Below are 18,039 nucleotides of genomic sequence, written 5' to 3'. Positions count from 1 at the left end.
GCTCTCGTCTCGCGGGCGTCTCGTCGTTGCTGGTTTCTGGTTGCCTGGTTGATGCCTGTCCGGTGCCTGGTTCCGTTCCGGTGTCCTTGCGTCGTCGTCTAGCGCTCGATCAGTTCCGCGAGAACCGATTTATCGAAACGCCAGGGAATCGGCGCATCTTCGACCGCGTGACGCAGATGCGTGACGAACGCGGGGCGGCCGATCTCGCGGCCGCCCAGCGACGCCAGATGCGCCGTATTCTGCTGACAGTCTATCATCCCAATTTTATGGCGGCGCAAGTGCGCGACGAGCGCGGCGAGGGCGATTTTCGAGGCATCGGTCTTGTGCGCGAACATCGATTCGCCGAAGAACATCTTGCCGAACGACACGCCATAAAGCCCGCCGACGCGCCGCCCGTCGAACCACGTTTCGACGCTGTGCGCCTTGCCCGCGCGATGCAGCGTCGAGTACGCCTCAACGATTTCGGAAGTGATCCACGTGCCGCGCTGACCGTCGCGCGGCGTGTCGGCGCACGCGTGCATCACGGCGGCGAAGTCGTCGTCCACGCGCACTTCCCAGAGCGGCTCGCGCGACACGCGTTTGAGCGTCTTGCGCAGCGAATCGGAGACTTTGAACTCGTCCGGAATCAGCACCATGCGCGGATCGGGACTCCACCACAGCACGGGCTGACCGTCCGAATACCACGGAAAGATGCCACGCCGGTAGGCATCGACGAGACGCGCGGGCAAAAGCTCCGCGCTCGCGGCGAGCAAACCCGGCGCGCCGCTAGATGCGCCGAGCGCGCGCTCGACGGGCGGGAACGGATCGTCGTCGGCGAGCCAGGGAACCATGGTCGAAGCAGTCGATGCGCGAGGCGCTCAGCCTTCGCGCAGCGTGCGGAAGATGTCGCCCGTGTGCAGCGTGAAGTTGCCCGCGGCGCGGTCGGCGAAGAAGAAACGCAGCGTCTGGCCGACGGTCGGAAAGGCGATCTCGTCCCACGGAATCTCGCTTTCCTCGAAGAGACGCACTTCGAGACTTTCCTCGCCGGCGTCGATTTCGATATCGAGCAGACGCGCGAGATAGAACAGATGCACCTGATGCACGTGCGGCACGTTGAGCAGCGTGAAAAGACTTTGAATCTCGACGCGCGCGCCTGCTTCCTCGAGCGTTTCGCGCGATGCGCCTTCGCTCGTGGTCTCGTCCATTTCCATGAAACCTGCCGGCAAGGTCCAGTAGCCGTAGCGCGGCTCGATTGCCCGGCGGCACAAGAGCACCTTGTCGTCCCACACCGGCACCGTGCCGACGACGTTGCGCGGATTCTGGTAGTGAACGGTGCCGCAACTGCCGCAGACGAAGCGCTCGCGGTTGTCGCCAGGCGGGACCGAAAGGGCGACCTCGTGGCCGCAGACGGAACAGAATTTCATGGAAATGGACGTGGGAAGTGTGGTGCGAGTGTATCACCGGCTTGGGGGTCGTCATGAAGGGCGGGTGAGGCGGAAAGCGGGGGCGTGATCGGTTGGTCGGGCGGAACTCGCGCAGGCGACGCGAACGAAGTGAACGAAGCGAACGAAGCGAACGAAGCGAACGACGCGAACGAAGCGAACGACCGCAAACGAAGCGAACGAAGCGAACGACGCGAACGAAGCGAACGACCGCAAACGAAGCGAACGACACGAACGCCGCAAACCACACGAACGACCGCGAACGCCAGAGCGCTTCGCCTCACCGCCCATCTCGCTACAATGGTTGACTGACGTTGCCAGCTACTCCCCATTCACGATTGACGGGCGCATCGCTCCGTACGAACTCCATGTCCACTTCTCCTCGTCCCCCGATGCTCGCGACCGCGCAAGCGCTCGGCCTTCTCCTCGACGCCGCGCATCGGGTCGATGGCACCGAGCGCATCGATACGCTCGATGCCGCGGCGTCGCTCGGCCGCGTCCTTGCCGCCGATGTCACGTCGCCGCTAGACGTTCCGCCAATGCACACCAGCTCGATGGACGGTTACGCCGTCCGCGCCGCCGATCTCGCCGGCGCGAGCGAGGCCGCGCCGCGCGCGCTGCCGGTGTCGCAACGCATTCCGGCTGGCCACGCCGCCACGCCGCTCACGGCAGGCACGGCCGCGCGCATCTTCACCGGCGCGACGGTGCCTCCGGGCGCCGATACCGTCGTCATGCAGGAAATGGCGCGTGCGGCGGACGACGGCAGCGTCGCGTTCGCGCACGCGCCCGCAGCTGGCGAATGGATCACGCAACAAGGCGCGGACATCCGCGGCGGTTCGGTGATCCTGCCTGCGGGCACGCGCCTCACGCCGCAAGCGTTGGGTCTCGCGGCATCGGTCGGTTGCGGCGCGCTCGATGTCGTGCGGCGCGTGCGCGTCGCCATCTTCTTTACCGGCGACGAACTGCGCATGCCCGGCGAGCCGCTCGCGCCCGGCGCCATCTACAACTCGAATCGCTTCGTGCTGCGCTCGCTGCTTGCGAAACTCGGTTGCGACGTGACCGACCTCGGGATCGTGCCGGATCGTCTCGACGCAACGCGCGAAACCCTGCGCCGCGCGGCCGGGGAACACGATCTGATTCTGACGTGCGGCGGGGTATCGGTCGGCGAGGAAGATCACGTGAAACCGGCGGTGGAAGCCGAAGGACGCATCGCCATGTGGCAGATCGCGATGAAGCCCGGCAAGCCGCTCGCGTTCGGCAACGTGCGACGTTCGGATGCCGCACTCGGCGAAGCATATTTCATCGGCCTGCCGGGAAATCCGGTGTCGAGCTTTTGCACCTTCTTGCTGTTCGTGCGGCCGTTCCTGCTGCGGCTGGCAGGCGCGAGCGACGTCGCGCCGCGCGTCTACTCGATGCGTGCCGACTTCAGCCAAAAGAAGGGCGACCGCCGCAACGAGTTCCTGCGCGCGCGCGTGAACGACGCGGGCGGCCTCGATCTCTTTCCCAATCAAAGCAGCGCCGTGCTGACTTCGACCGTGTGGGGCGACGGCCTCATCGACAATCCGCCGGATCACGCCATCCGCGCGGGCGAGACGGTGCGCTTCATTCCCTTTTCAGAGTTGATGCGGTAGAAGGCCATCAAATGCATATCGAACTGAGATTTTTTGCCAGCGTGCGCGAAGCGCTGGGTGTCGCGAACGAGACGGTCAGCGTGCCGGACACCGTCGTGAATGTCGGCGATGTACGCGCCTGGCTGCGCATGCGCGGCGGCGCGTGGGCCGAAACGCTCGCCGAAGGCCGTGCGTTGCGCATGGCCTGCAATCACGTCATGACGGACCCGTCGCAGCGCATCACGGATGGCTGCGAAGTGGCGTTTTTCCCGCCGGTCACGGGCGGTTGACATGACGATCGTGCGCGTACAGGAGGCGGATTTCGATCTCGGAGCGGAAGTCGCCGCGCTGCGAGCGGGCAATCCGAAAGTGGGCGCGGTGGCGTGCTTCGTCGGCACGGTGCGCGACTTGAACGAAGGCAGCGCGGTCGAGACGATGGAGCTCGAGCACTATCCCGGCATGACGGAGAAATCGCTGCACGAGATTGCCGAGTCGGCGCGCGCGCGCTGGCCTGGGTCGGACGTGCTGATCGTACATCGCGTGGGAAAACTGAAGCCGCTCGATCAGATCGTGCTGGTCGCAACCACGGCGATGCATCGCGGCGAGGCGTTCGAATCGTGCGCCTTCGTCATGGACTACTTGAAAACGCAGGCGCCGTTCTGGAAGAAGGAAAAAACCGACGCGGGCGAGCGCTGGGTCGATGCGCGTGAATCGGATGATACGGCGCTGGCTCGCTGGCAAAAGCCGAAAAGCTAAAGCGCGGCGATGGTCATAGGAAAGGCGACGATCCGCGGATGAGTCCACCGCTTACCGCGTGATTGGCGAGACAAAAGCGGCACGCGAAATCGCGCTAAGAGCGCTCGCAAACGGGTAAAAGCCAAAAACCTTGGGCGGCAAGACAAGCGTGATCGGCGAGGAAGAACGCCGCGAGCGTCACTTCGTATCCGCCGAACGTCCCACGAACCTCGCTGGAAACGCTTCCCCCGAAGGCCGCTTTGCGAAACGCGGCTCTTCCCGGCCGCCGGTGCGCTGCCGTTTGAGCGCCGCGAGAAGTTCCTGCTGCGCGTCGGGAATCTTGTAATCCCAGCCGAACTTGCTCAATTGCAAACTGTGCGCGATCCGCAGTGCCGGTTCCATGAACTGCACGGCGGCGGCCGGCTCGTAACGCGCGTCCACGGTGTCGAGAAAGAGCGTAAGCCAGCGTGCGAAATGCTCGGGCGCGATACCTTCGAGCGGCCGATGCGCCTCTTGCACATTCCCGCGATACTGCTTCGTTCCCAACACGAGGCTCGACCAGAAGGTCGTCATTTTGGTGAGATGCTCGTCCCAGCGGCCCGTCAGTTCGCGCGAAAAGATCGGGCCGAGCAGGGAATCGTCATCGACACGGCGATAAAACGTCTCCACGAGCGTGCGGATGTTGGCTTCGTCCGGTTCCGCAAAGCGAGCCGGGCGGGCAGATGATTCGTGAAGGGTCATGGCAAATAAATGTTATGCGGATGCTTACACGCAAGCGTCAGCACATTATGCTGACGATAGGCGCTGTTTTGTCGCAAAATGTCGCGTCTTGAACAGCGATAATCCGACCGGTCGTTCAATTTTTCGTGGCAGGCCGCGTCAGGATGTTAGACCTTATGTGTGCGTTGAGGTCATTGTCGCTGGCGCACGCGCGGTGTTTTTCCGCGCATCCCGCGTCGCGCCGCTTTCGCCGTCTGCTCTTCGTTTGCCCGCGTGCCTCTGGCTCCGTTGTTCTCGATGCGCGTGTTCCGCGCACAAAATCATCGTGACATCATGCGACTGACCGACTACACCGACTACACCCTGCGCGTCCTGCTTTACCTTGCCGTGCGCCCGTCCCGCCTTTCGACCATCGGCGAGATATCCGAGGCGTATGGCATCTCAAGAAATCATCTGATGAAAATAGTCCAGCAATTGGGCGAACTCGGCTGGGTGGAAACGGTGCGAGGGCGTCATGGCGGACTGCGGCTTGGCGAGCGCACGCCTTATCTGACGATCGGCGAGATCGTGCGCACAATGGAAAGCGACTTCGACATCGTCGGTTGTTTTTCGCGCGACAAGGCACACCGGCAATGCGTGATTCAGTCGGCCTGCTTGTTGCGCGGCGTCTTCGCGACGGCACGCGATGCCTTCCTTGCGGAACTCGACAAGCATACGGTCGGCGAACTCGCGCGTCCGGCGGATGAGCTCTCGCAGTTGCTTGGCATAGTGAGCGTGATTCCGGTATCGGTCGAGCGCATGCAAAGCTCGTCTGCCTGACGCGCGGTTAAGTCTTGCACGCGGCCGGACGGTGAACGAAAACCGGACGGACAGGTCATTCTCATGCGCCGACGCTCGCGCGGGCTCTCTCGAAATCAAGCGAAAAAGTGCGCGCAAACGGCTAAACAAGGCTTGAAACCGACCAAACGCGCCTCATTTTGGTCGTATTCGAATTGGAGCTTTCAATAATGAGAATCGACAAACTCACCACCAAATTTCAAGAAGCGCTGTCAGACGCGCAAAGTCTGGCGGTCGGTCACGACAACCAGTATATCGAGCCGGTTCACTTGCTTGCCGCGCTGATCGCGCAGCAGGACGGTTCCGCGCGCTCGCTCATGTCGCACGCGGGCGTGCAGGTTCAGGCACTGCAAAGCGCGCTCAACGACGCGATGAATCGTTTGCCGCAAGTGCAGGGCACGGACGGCAACGTGCAGGTCAGCCGCGATCTCGCGGGCCTGCTCAACAACGCCGATAAAGAAGCACAGAAACTCAACGACACCTACATCGCGAGCGAAATGTATCTGCTCGCGGTTGCGGACGACAAAGGCGAAGTGGGCCGCGTAGCCCGCCAGCATGGTCTTACGCGCAAGGCGCTCGAAGCCGCGATCAACGCGGTTCGCGGCGGCGCGCAGGTCGATAGCCAGGACGCCGAAAGTCAGCGCGAGGCGCTCAAGAAGTACACCGTCGACCTGACCGAGCGCGCCCGCGCAGGCAAGCTCGATCCGGTGATCGGCCGCGATGACGAAATCCGCCGCTCGATCCAGATTCTGCAACGCCGCACCAAGAATAATCCGGTGCTGATCGGCGAACCGGGCGTCGGCAAGACGGCTATCGTCGAAGGACTGGCGCAGCGTATCGTCAACGGCGAAGTGCCCGAAACGCTCAAGGGCAAGCGCGTGCTGTCGCTCGACATGGCGGCGCTGCTCGCGGGCGCGAAGTACCGCGGCGAGTTCGAGGAGCGCCTGAAGGCCGTGCTGAGCGATATCGCCAAGGACGAAGGCATGACCATCGTCTTCATCGACGAAATTCATACGATGGTCGGCGCGGGCAAGGCCGAAGGCGCAATGGACGCGGGCAACATGCTCAAGCCGGCGCTTTCGCGCGGCGAATTGCATTGCATCGGCGCGACCACGCTCGACGAATATCGCAAATACATCGAGAAGGACGCGGCGCTCGAGCGGCGTTTCCAGAAAGTGCTGGTCGACGAACCTTCGGTGGAAGCGACCATCGCGATCCTGCGCGGCTTGCAGGAAAAGTACGAGTTGCATCACGGCGTGGAGATCACGGACCCGGCTATCGTCGCGGCGGCGGAGTTGTCGCATCGCTATATCACGGACCGTTTTCTGCCGGACAAGGCGATCGATCTGATCGACGAAGCGGCGTCGCGCATCAAGATGGAAATCGATTCGAAGCCCGAAGAGATGGACAAGCTCGACCGCCGTCTCATCCAGTTGAAGATCGAACGCGAGGCCGTGAAGAAGGAGAAGGACGAGGCATCGCAAAAGCGTCTGCAACTCATCGAGGAAGAAATCGACCGGCTCAATCGTGAATATTCGGATCTCGAAGAAATCTGGACCGCCGAAAAGGCCGCCGTGCAGGGCAGCGCGCAGCTCAAGGAAGAGATCGAAAAGGCGCGTGCGGACATCGCGCGTTTGCAGCGCGAAGGCAAGCTCGAGAAAGTGGCCGAACTGCAATACGGCAAGCTGCCCGAACTCGAAGCGCGTCTCAAGCAAGTGACGCAGGCCGAGTCGCAGGAGCAGAACAACCCGACGCGTCCGCGTCTTTTGCGCACGCAAGTGGGCGCCGAGGAAATCGCGGAAGTGGTGTCGCGTTCCACGGGCATTCCGGTCTCGCGCATGATGCAGGGCGAGCGCGAGAAGTTGTTGCAGATCGAGGGCAAGCTGCACGAGCGTGTGGTCGGTCAGGACGAAGCCATCGGCGCGGTGGCCGACGCGATTCGCCGTTCGCGCGCGGGTCTGTCCGATCCGAACCGTCCGTATGGCTCGTTCCTGTTCCTGGGGCCGACGGGCGTCGGCAAGACGGAACTGTGCAAGGCGCTGGCCGCGTTCCTGTTCGATTCGGAAGATCATCTCATTCGTATCGACATGAGCGAGTTCATGGAGAAACACAGCGTCGCGCGTCTGATCGGTGCGCCGCCGGGATACGTCGGCTATGAAGAAGGCGGTTATCTCACCGAAGCCGTGCGTAGAAAGCCGTACAGCGTGATCCTGCTCGATGAAATCGAGAAGGCGCATCCGGACGTCTTCAACGTGCTCCTGCAAGTGCTCGACGATGGCCGAATGACCGATGGACAAGGCCGCACCGTCGACTTCAAGAACACGGTGATCGTGATGACGTCGAACCTCGGTTCGCATGTCATCCAGAGCATGGTCGGCGAACCGCACGAAGCGGTGAAGGACGCCGTCTGGGAAGAGGTGAAGCTGCATTTCCGGCCGGAATTCCTGAACCGGATCGACGACGTGGTGGTGTTCCACTCGCTGGATCGCGCGAATATCGAATCGATCGCGAAGATTCAGTTGCAGCGTCTGCACGACCGCCTGGCCAAGCTCGACATGCAGTTCGACGTGTCGGATGCGGCGCTCGAACAGATCGGCAAGGTCGGCTATGACCCAGTGTTCGGCGCGCGGCCGTTGAAGCGCGCGATTCAGCAGGAGATCGAGAATCCGGTCGCCAAGCTGATTCTGGCTGGCAGGTTCGGACCGAAGGACGTCATTCCGGTCGATATCAAGGACGGGAAGTTCGTGTTCGACCGCGTAGTGCACTAAAGGCGGTTGATCGCTGCTTGCTTTTCGGCGGCGATTTCTAAAGGGCGATGGGTGATCCATCGCCCTTTTTGTTTGGCGGCAGCGGGAACGATCGATGACGCCAACGCCGCGGCCCGCAAAACAAAAAACCCCGCAGGGCGAACCGCCCGCAGGGTCCAAAACAAACGCGATGAATCAGACTCAGCCTTGTTTCGGCGCTTCGTTCTTGCCGAAGAGACCCGCCAGGCCGCCTAGCGATCCGAGCACACTCGACAGATCCATCTGGCCATTGGCGGGCACTTCGCCGTTCGGCGTCGCGCGGTCGACGATATGCGGAAGCACCGCCGCGAGCATGCCCGACAACTGATCGCTCGACACGCCGGCTTTCTGCGCGAGCGCACCGACGTTGTCCGAGCCGAGCGCGTTGTTCAGCGTGTCCGGGCTGATGGGCTTGTTTTCGCCCGTGCCGATCCATGACGACACGATGTCGCCCGCGCCCGCCTGATGAAAGCGCTGGATCAGCCCCGCGATACCGCCCGGCTGGTTGTTGACGAATTCGAGCGCCGCCGTGATCAGCGCAGCCTGGCCGGATTGACCGGGTTGGCCGCCTTGTTGCGACGAGTTGCCGAGGGTGGAGGCGAGGATATCGATTAGGCTCATGGCAGTCTCACTACGAGAAGTTGCGGGGTGGGGTGGCTCGCGTGACGCGCTTGCATCGTGCGAAGAGAGCGAAACGCGAGCTTTGAGACGAAGTACTTGAGGTTGAAGGGCGATGGCATGATGCGGTTGGCCGTCGCCTGCTCGCCTCGATCTTTTCTAACTTTTATTGACTGGCAGCCGCGGCGCTCGCGGCCTTGTCTTTCTTGCTCTTGCGCTTCGAAGGCTTCGCATCGCTTGCCGCGGCGGGTGCCGTCGTCGCTGCCGGCGCCGCGCTTGCAGCCGCCGCCGCGCTTGCGGCCTTGGACTTGCGCGAACTCTTTTTCGTAGCCGAAGCAGGTGTGGCGGTAGCCGGCGCTTGCGGCGTGGCGGCTGGCGTTTGCGCGGTGGTGGCCGCGGGCGAGGTTGCCGCCGTGGCGGCTGTCGACGATTTGACCGTCGAGTTGGACGGCGCGGCGCCTTGCGTGCTGCTCACGGCGGGCTTCGTGGTCTTGCCCGTGGGCGGCTGCGACGATCCGCCGATGGTCAGACCGTTCTCCTCGAGCTTGGCCACGGACTTCGTTCCAAGACCCTTCACGCGCGTCGCGAGATCGTCGGCGTCCTTGAACGGGCCGTTCTTCGCGCGCTCGTCGACGATCGCTTTCGACTTCACCGGACCCAAGCCCTTCACGGAATCGAGCGCGGCTTGATCGGCCGTATTGACATCGACCGCGGCAAACGCGGTTCCGACGGACAGCATCAACGCAAAGCACAGCATCAGCAGCTTTTTCAGCATGACGGCACTCCAGGCAATGGAAAAGAATGATGAATCGATGCGTCCGGGCTTACGACAGAATAACGACTTTGCCGTTAAGCATAGGGCAAAAACAAGTCCCGAACGATGACGGCTCGCATTGTGCACGACCCCGCCGCGCGCACCACACGAGCGCACAATCTTTAACGTCGCGCAATGCAGATTGGATGACGCATCAATATTTTGCATGCTGCAAGGCATGCTTCGGCCTCACCGCGACGGCCTTTGAGCAGTCTTGAGAAACGCGCCGCGCACTTCGAAGGCGATTGAATCGACCGCGTTGCCGCGCGCATCGACGAGTTCGAGGATGTGATGTCCCGGCCATGGCAGCCAGGCGACGCGCGCATCGCGGCCGAACGGCTTGCCGTCGAGGCGCCAGGCGAGCGCGCTATTGCCCGAGCGTTCGAACCACACGCGCTGGCGCGCGGGCGGAATGTCGGGATCGAGCGCGAAGATGGTGCCATTGGTCGGCGCTCCGATGCGCGCCGCCTGGCTGTCCCCTTTGCCGCTCGCTCCGCTTGAGCCCGCCGCGTTCGCCGTGATGCCGATAGCGCTCATCTGCGTGCCGCGCACGAACCATTCCCCGCGCTTCGGTTCGATATCGTGCTGATACGCGACCTGCGTTTCGATCACGCCCGACGGCGCAGTCGGCGCGTGGCTGGCGGCTCGCCGATGCAAATAGCCGACGAGCGCATTCCACGCGGGCGCCGCGCCGGTGACGCCGGAGACGTCCCACATAGGCGCGCCATCGGCATTGCCGACCCACACGCCGACGGTGTATCGCGAAGTGAAACCGACGGCCCAGTTATCGCGCATGTCCTTGCTGGTGCCGGTCTTGACCGCGCTGAAAGTGCGCGTGGCGAGCACGCTGTCGAAACCGAAGGTGCGCGTGCGCGCGTTGTTGTCGGCGAGCATGTCCGTGACGATGAAACTCGCCTCCGGGCTGAACACGCGCTTTCCCGCAGGCGCGGCAGCGTGGCTCGCAAGATCGAACGACGGCCGTGCGACGCCGCCGTTGGCCAGCGCGCGATACGCATTGGTAAGCGTGGCCAGCGTGACATCCGCGCTGCCGAGCGCGAGGCTGAAGCCGTAATAATCGCCCGCTTGCGTAAGCGGCAGACCGAGCGCGACCAGCGTCTTTGCAAAGCGATGCGGCGTGACGAGCACGAGCGCGCGCACTGCCGGTACGTTGAGCGACGACCCGAGCGCCGTACGCACGCTCACCCAGCCCTTGAAGTCGTGATCGTAGTTCTGTGGAATATAGAGGCCGCCGCCGGTGGCGAGATCGAGCGGCGCGTCGTCGAGCAGCGTGGCCGCGGTCAGGCGTTTTTCGTCGATGGCCTGCGCATACAAAAACGGCTTGAGCGTCGAGCCGGCCTGCCGCGCGGCGAGCACCGCATCGACTTCGGGCGCGTTCGACAAGCCGCCCGCCGAACCGACCCAAGCGAGCACATCGCCGGATGCGTTGTCGATCACCACCGCCGCCGCGTCGTGCACATTGCGCGGATGAGCCCGCGCGTTGAGTTCGGCAAGCGTGCGCGCGAGCGTGTCGCGCGCGAAGCGCTGCACATGCGCATCGAGCGTCGAGCGCACGCGATCGCCCGCCTTGGGATGCGTTTCGCTTGCAACGCGCCGCGCGAAATGCGGCGCGAGCGCGTCGTCGCCTTGTGCGAAGCCCGGCGCCGACGCGGTGCGTGTGAGCGTCAGTTGCACATAGCTGTCCAGGTTGACGCACGGGTCGTTCGCGTGCGTCTTGTCGCTCGTATGCAAAGCCTGCATGTCGCGCAAGATGACGCAGGCGCGCGACGCGACCTTGTCATAACGCGCATTCGGCGCGCGCACGAGCGCGGCGGCGAGCGCGGCCTCGCGTTCATCGAGCCCGGACGGCGCCTTGTTGAAAAGCGTCTGCGACAACGCCGATAAACCCACGATCTCACCGCGAAACGGCACGAGATTCAGATACGCCTCGAGAATCTGGTCCTTGCGCCAGCTCCGTTCGAGCCATAGCGCGCCTACTGTCTGCTGCGCCTTTTCGCCGATATTGCGGCGGCCGTTCGGCTTGCCGTTATCGTCGTCGATGAGTCCGGTGAGCTGCATCGTCACCGTCGATGCGCCACGCGTGCGCGTGTTCCAAAGATTCGCCCATGCCGCCGCCGCCGCGCCGCGCCAGTCGACGCCCGCGTGGTCGTAGAAGCGCTTGTCTTCCGAAACCACGATGGCCTCACGCAACGCGGGCGAGACATCCGCAAGCGCAACCCAGTCGCCGCGCCGCGCGTGCGTATCGACACGCGTGCGTTGCAGCGGTTCGCCATCGCGCGACAACAGCACCCAGTCGGAACTGCGCCAGTTCGCGCGCACCTCGTCGAAGCTCGGCGACGCGCACGCCGCCGTTGCCACGACGCAGCCGATCAGAAAGCACAGGGCGCGCTTCACGGCGTCACTTCGCGCTGGCGGCAAGCGGCTTCACGACGACCGTCGCGTTTGGCAATGCGCCGAACGATGACGGTGCGTAGAGCGCTTCCACACGCGTCGGCGGCAGGCCGAACGAACCGGCGTTATTCAGCCGCATCGTGTATTCGACTTGCAGCTTGCCCTTCGGCAGATAGTCGTAATACGCGCGATACCCTTCGAAACCGCGTTCCACGAAGGCAGGCCACGAACCGCGATCCGGCTTCTCGCCGGAAGTCGCCGCTTCCGAGTCGCGTCCGAGACCGGAGCCGAGAATGGTCGCGCCAGCGGGAATCGGATCGTTGACGACGACCCAGGTCATGTCGCTTTGCGCGTCGATGTCGAGATGCACGCGCACGATGTCGCCACGCGAGAGCACGCCCTTCACGGCGGGATCGACCGGCGTCACCGTCTTCACGATGCGATAGCCCGCCGCGAACGGCGCCTTCAACGCGACGGCCGCAAGGCTTTCGATGGTCGCCCAAGGTTTGCCCGTGCCGTCTTGCGTCAACGTGAGCGAGCCGGTTGACCACGGCAGCAAGCTGCTGCGCGTGTTGACACTCTTAGTGATCGGGGTCGCCGACGACGACGCCGATGCAGGCGCGGCAGCGCTCCAGTCCACGCTCTGCGTCGCCGCGCCCAGCGCAATGTTCGTGCGTCCCGTGACCGGCGTGCTTTCGAAAATTTGCGAGAAGCGTCCCACCGCGAGCGAGCCCCACAGATTGGCGGTCGTGGTCTGCCATGCGCCGTTTTTCTGCAGCGCGAGGAGGCCGGCCACGAGGCGCGGCATCTCGTCCTTCCACGCGGGCGCGTTTGCGAAGATGAGTGCGGTGCGCGCGGCGTTGGTCTCATTGCCAGTCATGAGCCACCAGAGATCGTCGTCGCGTTCGGTCGAGAACGTGAGACGCGTGCCCTGATACGTGAGCCGCGCACGGATGATCTGCTCGGCCTGCGCGCGCTTCGCTTCGCGATCGGCTATACCGTCCACGCGCGAAAGTATCGCGTAGTAGTCGAGCACGGCCGAGGTCGGCCATTGATCCGGCGCGACGGTGATCGAACCGAGCATGCGCGGCTGCGCGAGACCGTAGCGCGAAAGCGCTTCGATGGCGGCGAGCTTTTCGAAGTCGAGGTCGTTGCGCGGCGCCCAGAACTTGCGTTCGAGCTTGCCGTCGACGAAATTCGCGAGACCGGCGGCGAGCTGATCGCGCAATTCCGCGGGCATCGCAAAACGGCGGTCGAGCTTCGACGCTTCGTCCGATACCGCGAGCAAGTACGCGCTGAGCGTCGGGCTGCCGGTCGGACGTTCGTCGTCGTAGGGCGGGAAGTAGTTCGCGAGACCGTCGCGATCCAGATACGACGGCATGCGCGTGAGCACGGCTTGCCATTGCGCTGCGTCCATGAGGCCGAGCGCGCGCGAAGTCTGCTGTTCGAGGCAGTTATACGGATAGCGTTCGAACCAGCGTCGCACGCCGGGCAAGCCGTCCGCGAGCTTCGGCTGCAAGGACACCGCGATACCGCCGCGCACGGCGCCGTTGCTCGACGTGCTGGCATCGGCGGGCGGCGCGACGGGCACGCTGAACGTGCCGTCCACCTGCGCGATGGTCGCTTGCTGCGTCGTGACCGGAATGGCCGCGACGACGCGCTGCTGCAGCTTGACGGCATCGCTCGCGGGCTTCGTGGCCGAAGCGCTGCCTTGCTCCACCGCGCTCACGTCCCAGGCGAGACTCGCCGATGCGTTCATGCCTAGCACGTCGGGCGTGGTCACGTCCCAAGCAACTTCCCGCGACGATTCCGGCGCGAGTTCCACCGTGCGTGCATCGAGCGCGAGCGAACCGGCGTGCGGCGTGACGACGACGCGCATGGTGCGCTGCGTCGTGTTGCGCAGCGTGAACTGCGCATGGAATGCGTCGCCCACACGAACGAGCGGCGGCAACCCGGAGATGAGTTGCAAGTCCTGCGTGCTTTGAATTGATGCGCTGCCCGTGCCGAAGCGTCCCGCGCCCACCGCCGCGATGGCGACGATGCGAAAGCGCGTGAGCGCGTCGTTCAAGGGCACATCGACGGATGCTTCTCCGTTCGCATCGAGCGCAACGCGCGGATTCCACAGCAGGAGCGTATCGAAGAGTTCGCGCGTGGCGCTATGTCCGCCGCCGCCGCCCGCTGGCACCGCCTTGCGCCCGAAGTGCCGCCGCCCGATGATCTCCATCTGCGCGGTCGATGTTTCCACGCCGTAGGCGCGCTGCTGCAACATCGCGTCGAGCACGTTCCAGCTTTGGTTGGGCATGAGTTCGAGCAGGGCTTCATCGACGGCCGCGACCGCGATCTGCGTGCCTGCGGGCGCGGGCTTGCCGTCAGGCAGCGCGACCTTGACCTTTACATGCGCCTTGGCGCGCACCGTGTACGACTTCGCGTCCGGCGTGACGCTCACCGCCAGTTTGTGCGATGCCGTGCCCACCTTGATCGATGCCAGCCCGTAACGAAACGCGGGCTTCGAGAGATCGACGAGCGGCGTCGGCGCCTGATACTGACGGCCTTCATACCAGAACGCGTGCGCCCATTCGACCGGCGCTTTCCAGCCCCACGTGAAGAACGAATACCACGGCACTTCATGGATACGTCCGCGCAACGCGAGCACCGACGCATAGACGTTCGGCCCCCACGCTTGCTCGACCTTCAGTTCGATGGTCGGGTCCTTGCCGTTCAGTTCGACCACATGGGTTTCGATGATGCCTTCACGCTCCACCGCGACGAGCGCAGTGGCCGAGCGGAAGGGCATGCGCACCTGGAAGCGCGCGGTCTCGCCGGGCTCGTAGCTGTTCTTTTCCGGAAGCACGTCGATACGGTCCGTGTTCTCGCCGCCGAACCAGAGTTCGTCTTCGCGCGTGACCCAGACCGACGTGCTCGCGTTGGCCGTGCGGCCATCGCCGTCTTTCGCGACGGCGATCAGATCGATATTGCCGGCGGTCTTGAGCTTGGCATCGCACGAGACGATGCCGTGATCGTCGCTCTTGCCGCTGCAAAGCGTGCCCAGGTCGTTCGTTTCGGAATGGTTGTCGTAGGCGTAGAAGCCGCCGACCATGCGCTTGCGCGAACTCGACATCACGCGCGCCATGCCCTTGATTTCGACCGATACGCCCGCGCGGGGCTTGCCCTGCAGATCGAGCGCAAGCGCTTGCACCGGCACCGAACCGCCGACCGACGCCCAATGCGCGGCCTTCACGCCCACGGCGACCGCGGCGGGCCAGAGCGTGGCGCTGCCGCTGATGGTCTGGATCTCGCCGTTCGGGTCGGCGAAGCTCGCTTCGAGCGCGAGACGCTTGGGTGAATCGACGGCGGGCAACGGCTTCACGATCAGCTTGCCGTCGCCATTGCGATCGAGCGTGACGCGCAGCTTGTCGGCGACGAGTTTCGTCGTGGTCTCCGTCTGCTGCTCGCTGTCCTCGTCCTCGGCGGGCGCGCTCGCGCCATCGTCCACGGGTTTGCGATACGGCGAGAAGCTGAATGCATCGTAGTCTGAAGCGAAGGGCGGCGACGTGTCGCGCACGAGCGCCGACACTTGCACCCGCTGGTTCGATGCCGGGCCGCCTTGCACATATTCGAGGTGGACATCGACCGGCGCTTCTTGCGCGGCGATCAGACCGGCCGATTTGCTGTCGCCCGCCGAGACCGTGCCCTTGAACACCGGCAGACGGAATTCCTCGACACGGAAGCTGCCTGTCTCGTACGACTGCGTGACATTGCTGCCTTCGCCGTCGTCGTCGCTCGCGTCGTTGGTGTCGCTGGCCGCGCCGTTATCGAGCGTCACGCTGTATTCGCCGAGTTTGGCCGCGGCGGGAATGGCAAAGCTCGAGTCGGCGCTGTGATCGGCGCTCCACGCGAGCGGCATGTGCCACGTCTGTCCGCTGCCGATATGACGAATCGTCACGCGCGTCGGATACTTCGGCGGGAAGCCGAAACCCTTGAGCGTTTCGACGCGCATCAGGTGCTTCATCGACACCGTTTCGCCCGCGCGCAGCAAGGTGCGATCGAAAATGGTGTGCGCGCGTACCGTGCGGCTCGTGCTCATGTCGGTCGGCACGTTGAAGCGCCACGATTCGATGCCGCGATTCCAGTCCGAGGTCACGAAGGCCATGTCGGGTCCGGTGACCGGATCGGTAACGCGCGCCGAGACGAAGAAGCCGCCGTACGACAAGCTGTTCTCGTTGCATTCGCGGATGGCCGCGAGCGGTTTGCCGATGGTCGCGAGCCCTTGCGCATCGGTCTTGCCGGTGGCCACTTGATCGCCGTTGCAGTCGGTCACGCGTACATCCGCATTGGCGACGGGCTTGCCCTTGTCGAGCGTCGTCACCCAGACGAGACTGTTCTCGCGCCCTTGCTTGAAGTGCACGCCGAGGTTCGTGACGAGCACCGACGTGCGCACGAACATCGACTTGTTCCGACCCATCAACGACGCGCCGAGCGCCGGCGACGCCAGTTCGACGACATAGAAGCCCGGCTTCGCGAGCGGAATGCCGACGACTTCGAAGGGACGCAGCGCCTTGGGATCGGCGGCGGGCAGCGTGAGCGTTTCGACGCCCGCGCGCTTTCTCAAGAGCGAAAGCGAGCGAATGTCGATGGTCGGATTGCGGCTCACGGTGCCGTCCGATTCCGGCACGATGACGGGCGCGATACCGTTCTTCAAAAGCGAGGGCATGCGCGCTTCGATCGACGAGCGCGACATGCCGATGCCGTCGAACAAATCGACGTTGCGCATCCATTGGCGGATGTCGGTATCGGCGTCGAGTCTGAGCTTGGTGATCTGCGAGGTGCCCGAGTCGAGCCCTTGCACGTGCAGGTCGGCTTCCACATGGCGCAGCGTGACCGGCAACATGGCGGGCATGTCCGGCTCTGCAAAGCGCTCGATGATGCCGAACGTGCCCGACGAGAACTTCGCGAGCGGCGGCATGGGCGCGGTCGCGGTCTTGAGCGGGAAGAAGTCGGCGTTGGCGAGCGTGCGGCCGCTCACGTCCTTGAGATTGGCGGGCGCCTCGATGGTGAGATCGGTGCGCTCCGGCAGCGGCGCGGCGAATTCTACTGCTTCGACTTCCGCGTCCTTGCTGTCTTCATCGAAGTGCGGCGCGACCGTGCCTTTGGGACCACGCAACGCGAACTTCTGGGCGTCGGCGCGGCTGATCGGCGCGGTGAACATGAGCCTGAGCGGGCGCAGCGGCGTGCAGGGCGCGTTCGCGTTCTCCCGTTCGCACGTGAAGCTCGCGGAAAACGGATCGCGCACCTTGTAGTCGAAGCGCTTCTCGACATCGTTGGGCATGCCGCTCGGCCCGGTGACGCCCGCGCCGTAGACGAGCTGCATTTTCGAGCCGGACGGCAACGTTTGCCCGCATGCGAGCGTGAGCACGCGGTCGCTTTCCTTAGCGAGTCCGAAGTGTTTGAGAAGCGCGCCGCGCGTGGCGTCGTCGGCCGTCCTTACGGGAATGCGGTTGCCGAGTGCGCTCGATTCGCACCAGACGTGATCGAGCACCGACGCTTGCGTGGCCGGGCCGTTCAACCGCAGCACGAAGGTCTGGTCTTCCTCGATATCGCCGTAACTCGGCTCGACGCGTGTAACGAATGGCCCGCCCGTCTGAAACGCGAAGTGGCTGGGACCGGACAGCGCGTTGCCCGCGCTGGATTTCAGGCCGCTGTTGAGGTCGATGCCGCAGCGCACTCCTGGCGGCAAGTCCGCGTTGAAATCGTAGGCCCAGGTTTTTTCGTCGATCCAGCGCGCGCCGCCGGCGGTGGCCGCGGCGGGCGCGCCGCTACAGGCGAGCTTGCCGGGCGCGGCGGGGCTCGGACTGCCGAACGCGATCATGGCTTCGTCGAACTTCACGACGACCTGACGCACTTGCGCGACCTTGCCTTGTGGCGACACGGTCACGACGCGCGCGGCATCGGCCCGATACATCGCGACGCTCATGCCGAAAGCGGCGATGAGGGTGGTTGCGGCCAGAATCCATTTTTGTTTTTTCATGACGCGGCTCATCCACTCGTTCCGAGTAATTCTTGTCCGCGCGATTTTACTGGAGCCCTACGCC

General features: G+C 64.2%; 12 protein-coding genes. 5 read left to right on the top strand and 7 right to left on the bottom strand.

Features of this window, described 5'->3' with window-relative positions; all coding sequences use genetic code 11:
• Nucleotides 1-98 precede the first annotated feature (98 nt).
• Both aat and P9250_RS26460 read right to left on the bottom strand, forming a co-directional pair.
• Nucleotides 99-830, bottom strand: a complete 732-nt coding sequence (gene aat, locus P9250_RS26465) for a leucyl/phenylalanyl-tRNA--protein transferase (RefSeq protein ID WP_310396019.1) — start codon at nucleotides 828-830, stop codon at nucleotides 99-101.
• Nucleotides 831-857: 27 nt separating this feature from the next.
• Complete coding sequence (locus tag P9250_RS26460; RefSeq protein ID WP_244825366.1) at nucleotides 858-1,403, bottom strand: NUDIX hydrolase; 546 nt, start codon at nucleotides 1,401-1,403, stop codon at nucleotides 858-860.
• 410 nt (nucleotides 1,404-1,813) lie between these two features.
• Here P9250_RS26460 and glp point away from each other — a divergent pair, with 410 nt between their 5' ends.
• The 3 genes from glp to moaE are packed head-to-tail and all read left to right on the top strand — an operon-like array spanning nucleotide 1,814 to nucleotide 3,787.
• A complete protein-coding gene (gene glp / locus P9250_RS26455) occupies nucleotides 1,814-3,052 on the top strand; it encodes a gephyrin-like molybdotransferase Glp (protein WP_350030141.1) in 1,239 nt (412 codons plus the stop codon).
• Between the two features lie 11 nt (nucleotides 3,053-3,063).
• Complete coding sequence (gene moaD, locus P9250_RS26450; protein WP_244825364.1) at nucleotides 3,064-3,321, top strand: molybdopterin converting factor subunit 1; 258 nt, start codon at nucleotides 3,064-3,066, stop codon at nucleotides 3,319-3,321.
• A 1-nt stretch (nucleotide 3,322) separates the two neighbouring features.
• Nucleotides 3,323-3,787 carry a molybdopterin synthase catalytic subunit MoaE gene (gene moaE / locus P9250_RS26445; protein WP_244825363.1) on the top strand — a complete coding sequence of 155 codons (465 nt, stop codon included), beginning with the start codon at nucleotides 3,323-3,325 and terminating at the stop codon, nucleotides 3,785-3,787.
• 177 nt (nucleotides 3,788-3,964) lie between these two features.
• Here the strand turns inward: moaE and P9250_RS26440 are convergent, their stop codons facing one another.
• Nucleotides 3,965-4,507 carry a group III truncated hemoglobin gene (locus P9250_RS26440; RefSeq protein WP_310396016.1) on the bottom strand — a complete coding sequence of 181 codons (543 nt, stop codon included), beginning with the start codon at nucleotides 4,505-4,507 and terminating at the stop codon, nucleotides 3,965-3,967.
• A gap of 312 nt (nucleotides 4,508-4,819) precedes the next feature.
• Here P9250_RS26440 and P9250_RS26435 point away from each other — a divergent pair, with 312 nt between their 5' ends.
• Together P9250_RS26435 and clpB are read left to right on the top strand one after the other, a co-directional pair.
• A complete protein-coding gene (locus tag P9250_RS26435) occupies nucleotides 4,820-5,305 on the top strand; it encodes an Rrf2 family transcriptional regulator (RefSeq protein WP_250492286.1) in 486 nt (161 codons plus the stop codon).
• A gap of 188 nt (nucleotides 5,306-5,493) precedes the next feature.
• The gene (gene clpB, locus P9250_RS26430; RefSeq protein WP_310396014.1) at nucleotides 5,494-8,091 is read left to right on the top strand and encodes an ATP-dependent chaperone ClpB; all 2,598 of its coding nucleotides are present in this window, start codon (nucleotides 5,494-5,496) and stop codon (nucleotides 8,089-8,091) included.
• Nucleotides 8,092-8,271: 180 nt separating this feature from the next.
• Here the strand turns inward: clpB and P9250_RS26425 are convergent, their stop codons facing one another.
• The 4 genes from P9250_RS26425 to P9250_RS26410 form a co-directional block, all read right to left on the bottom strand.
• A complete protein-coding gene (locus P9250_RS26425; protein WP_409014978.1) occupies nucleotides 8,272-8,844 on the bottom strand; it encodes a YidB family protein in 573 nt (190 codons plus the stop codon).
• Between the two features lie 49 nt (nucleotides 8,845-8,893).
• Entirely contained in the window at nucleotides 8,894-9,502 is a 609-nt protein-coding gene (locus P9250_RS26420) for a helix-hairpin-helix domain-containing protein (protein WP_250464988.1), read from the bottom strand.
• Nucleotides 9,503-9,730: 228 nt separating this feature from the next.
• Nucleotides 9,731-11,953, bottom strand: coding sequence for a penicillin-binding protein 1C (gene pbpC, locus P9250_RS26415; protein WP_310396011.1), 2,223 nt, complete (start codon nucleotides 11,951-11,953; stop codon nucleotides 9,731-9,733).
• A 4-nt stretch (nucleotides 11,954-11,957) separates the two neighbouring features.
• Nucleotides 11,958-17,975: an MG2 domain-containing protein gene (locus tag P9250_RS26410; protein ID WP_409014951.1), complete on the bottom strand. Its 6,018-nt coding sequence runs from the start codon at nucleotides 17,973-17,975 to the stop codon at nucleotides 11,958-11,960.
• Nucleotides 17,976-18,039: the final 64 nt, after the last annotated feature.

Origin of the sequence: Caballeronia sp. LP006, assembly GCF_031450995.1 — a bacterium.
GTDB lineage: Bacteria > Pseudomonadota > Gammaproteobacteria > Burkholderiales > Burkholderiaceae > Caballeronia.
The sequence above is the reverse complement of the archived record's forward strand: the minus strand, read 5'-3'. Positions and strand labels throughout refer to the sequence as shown.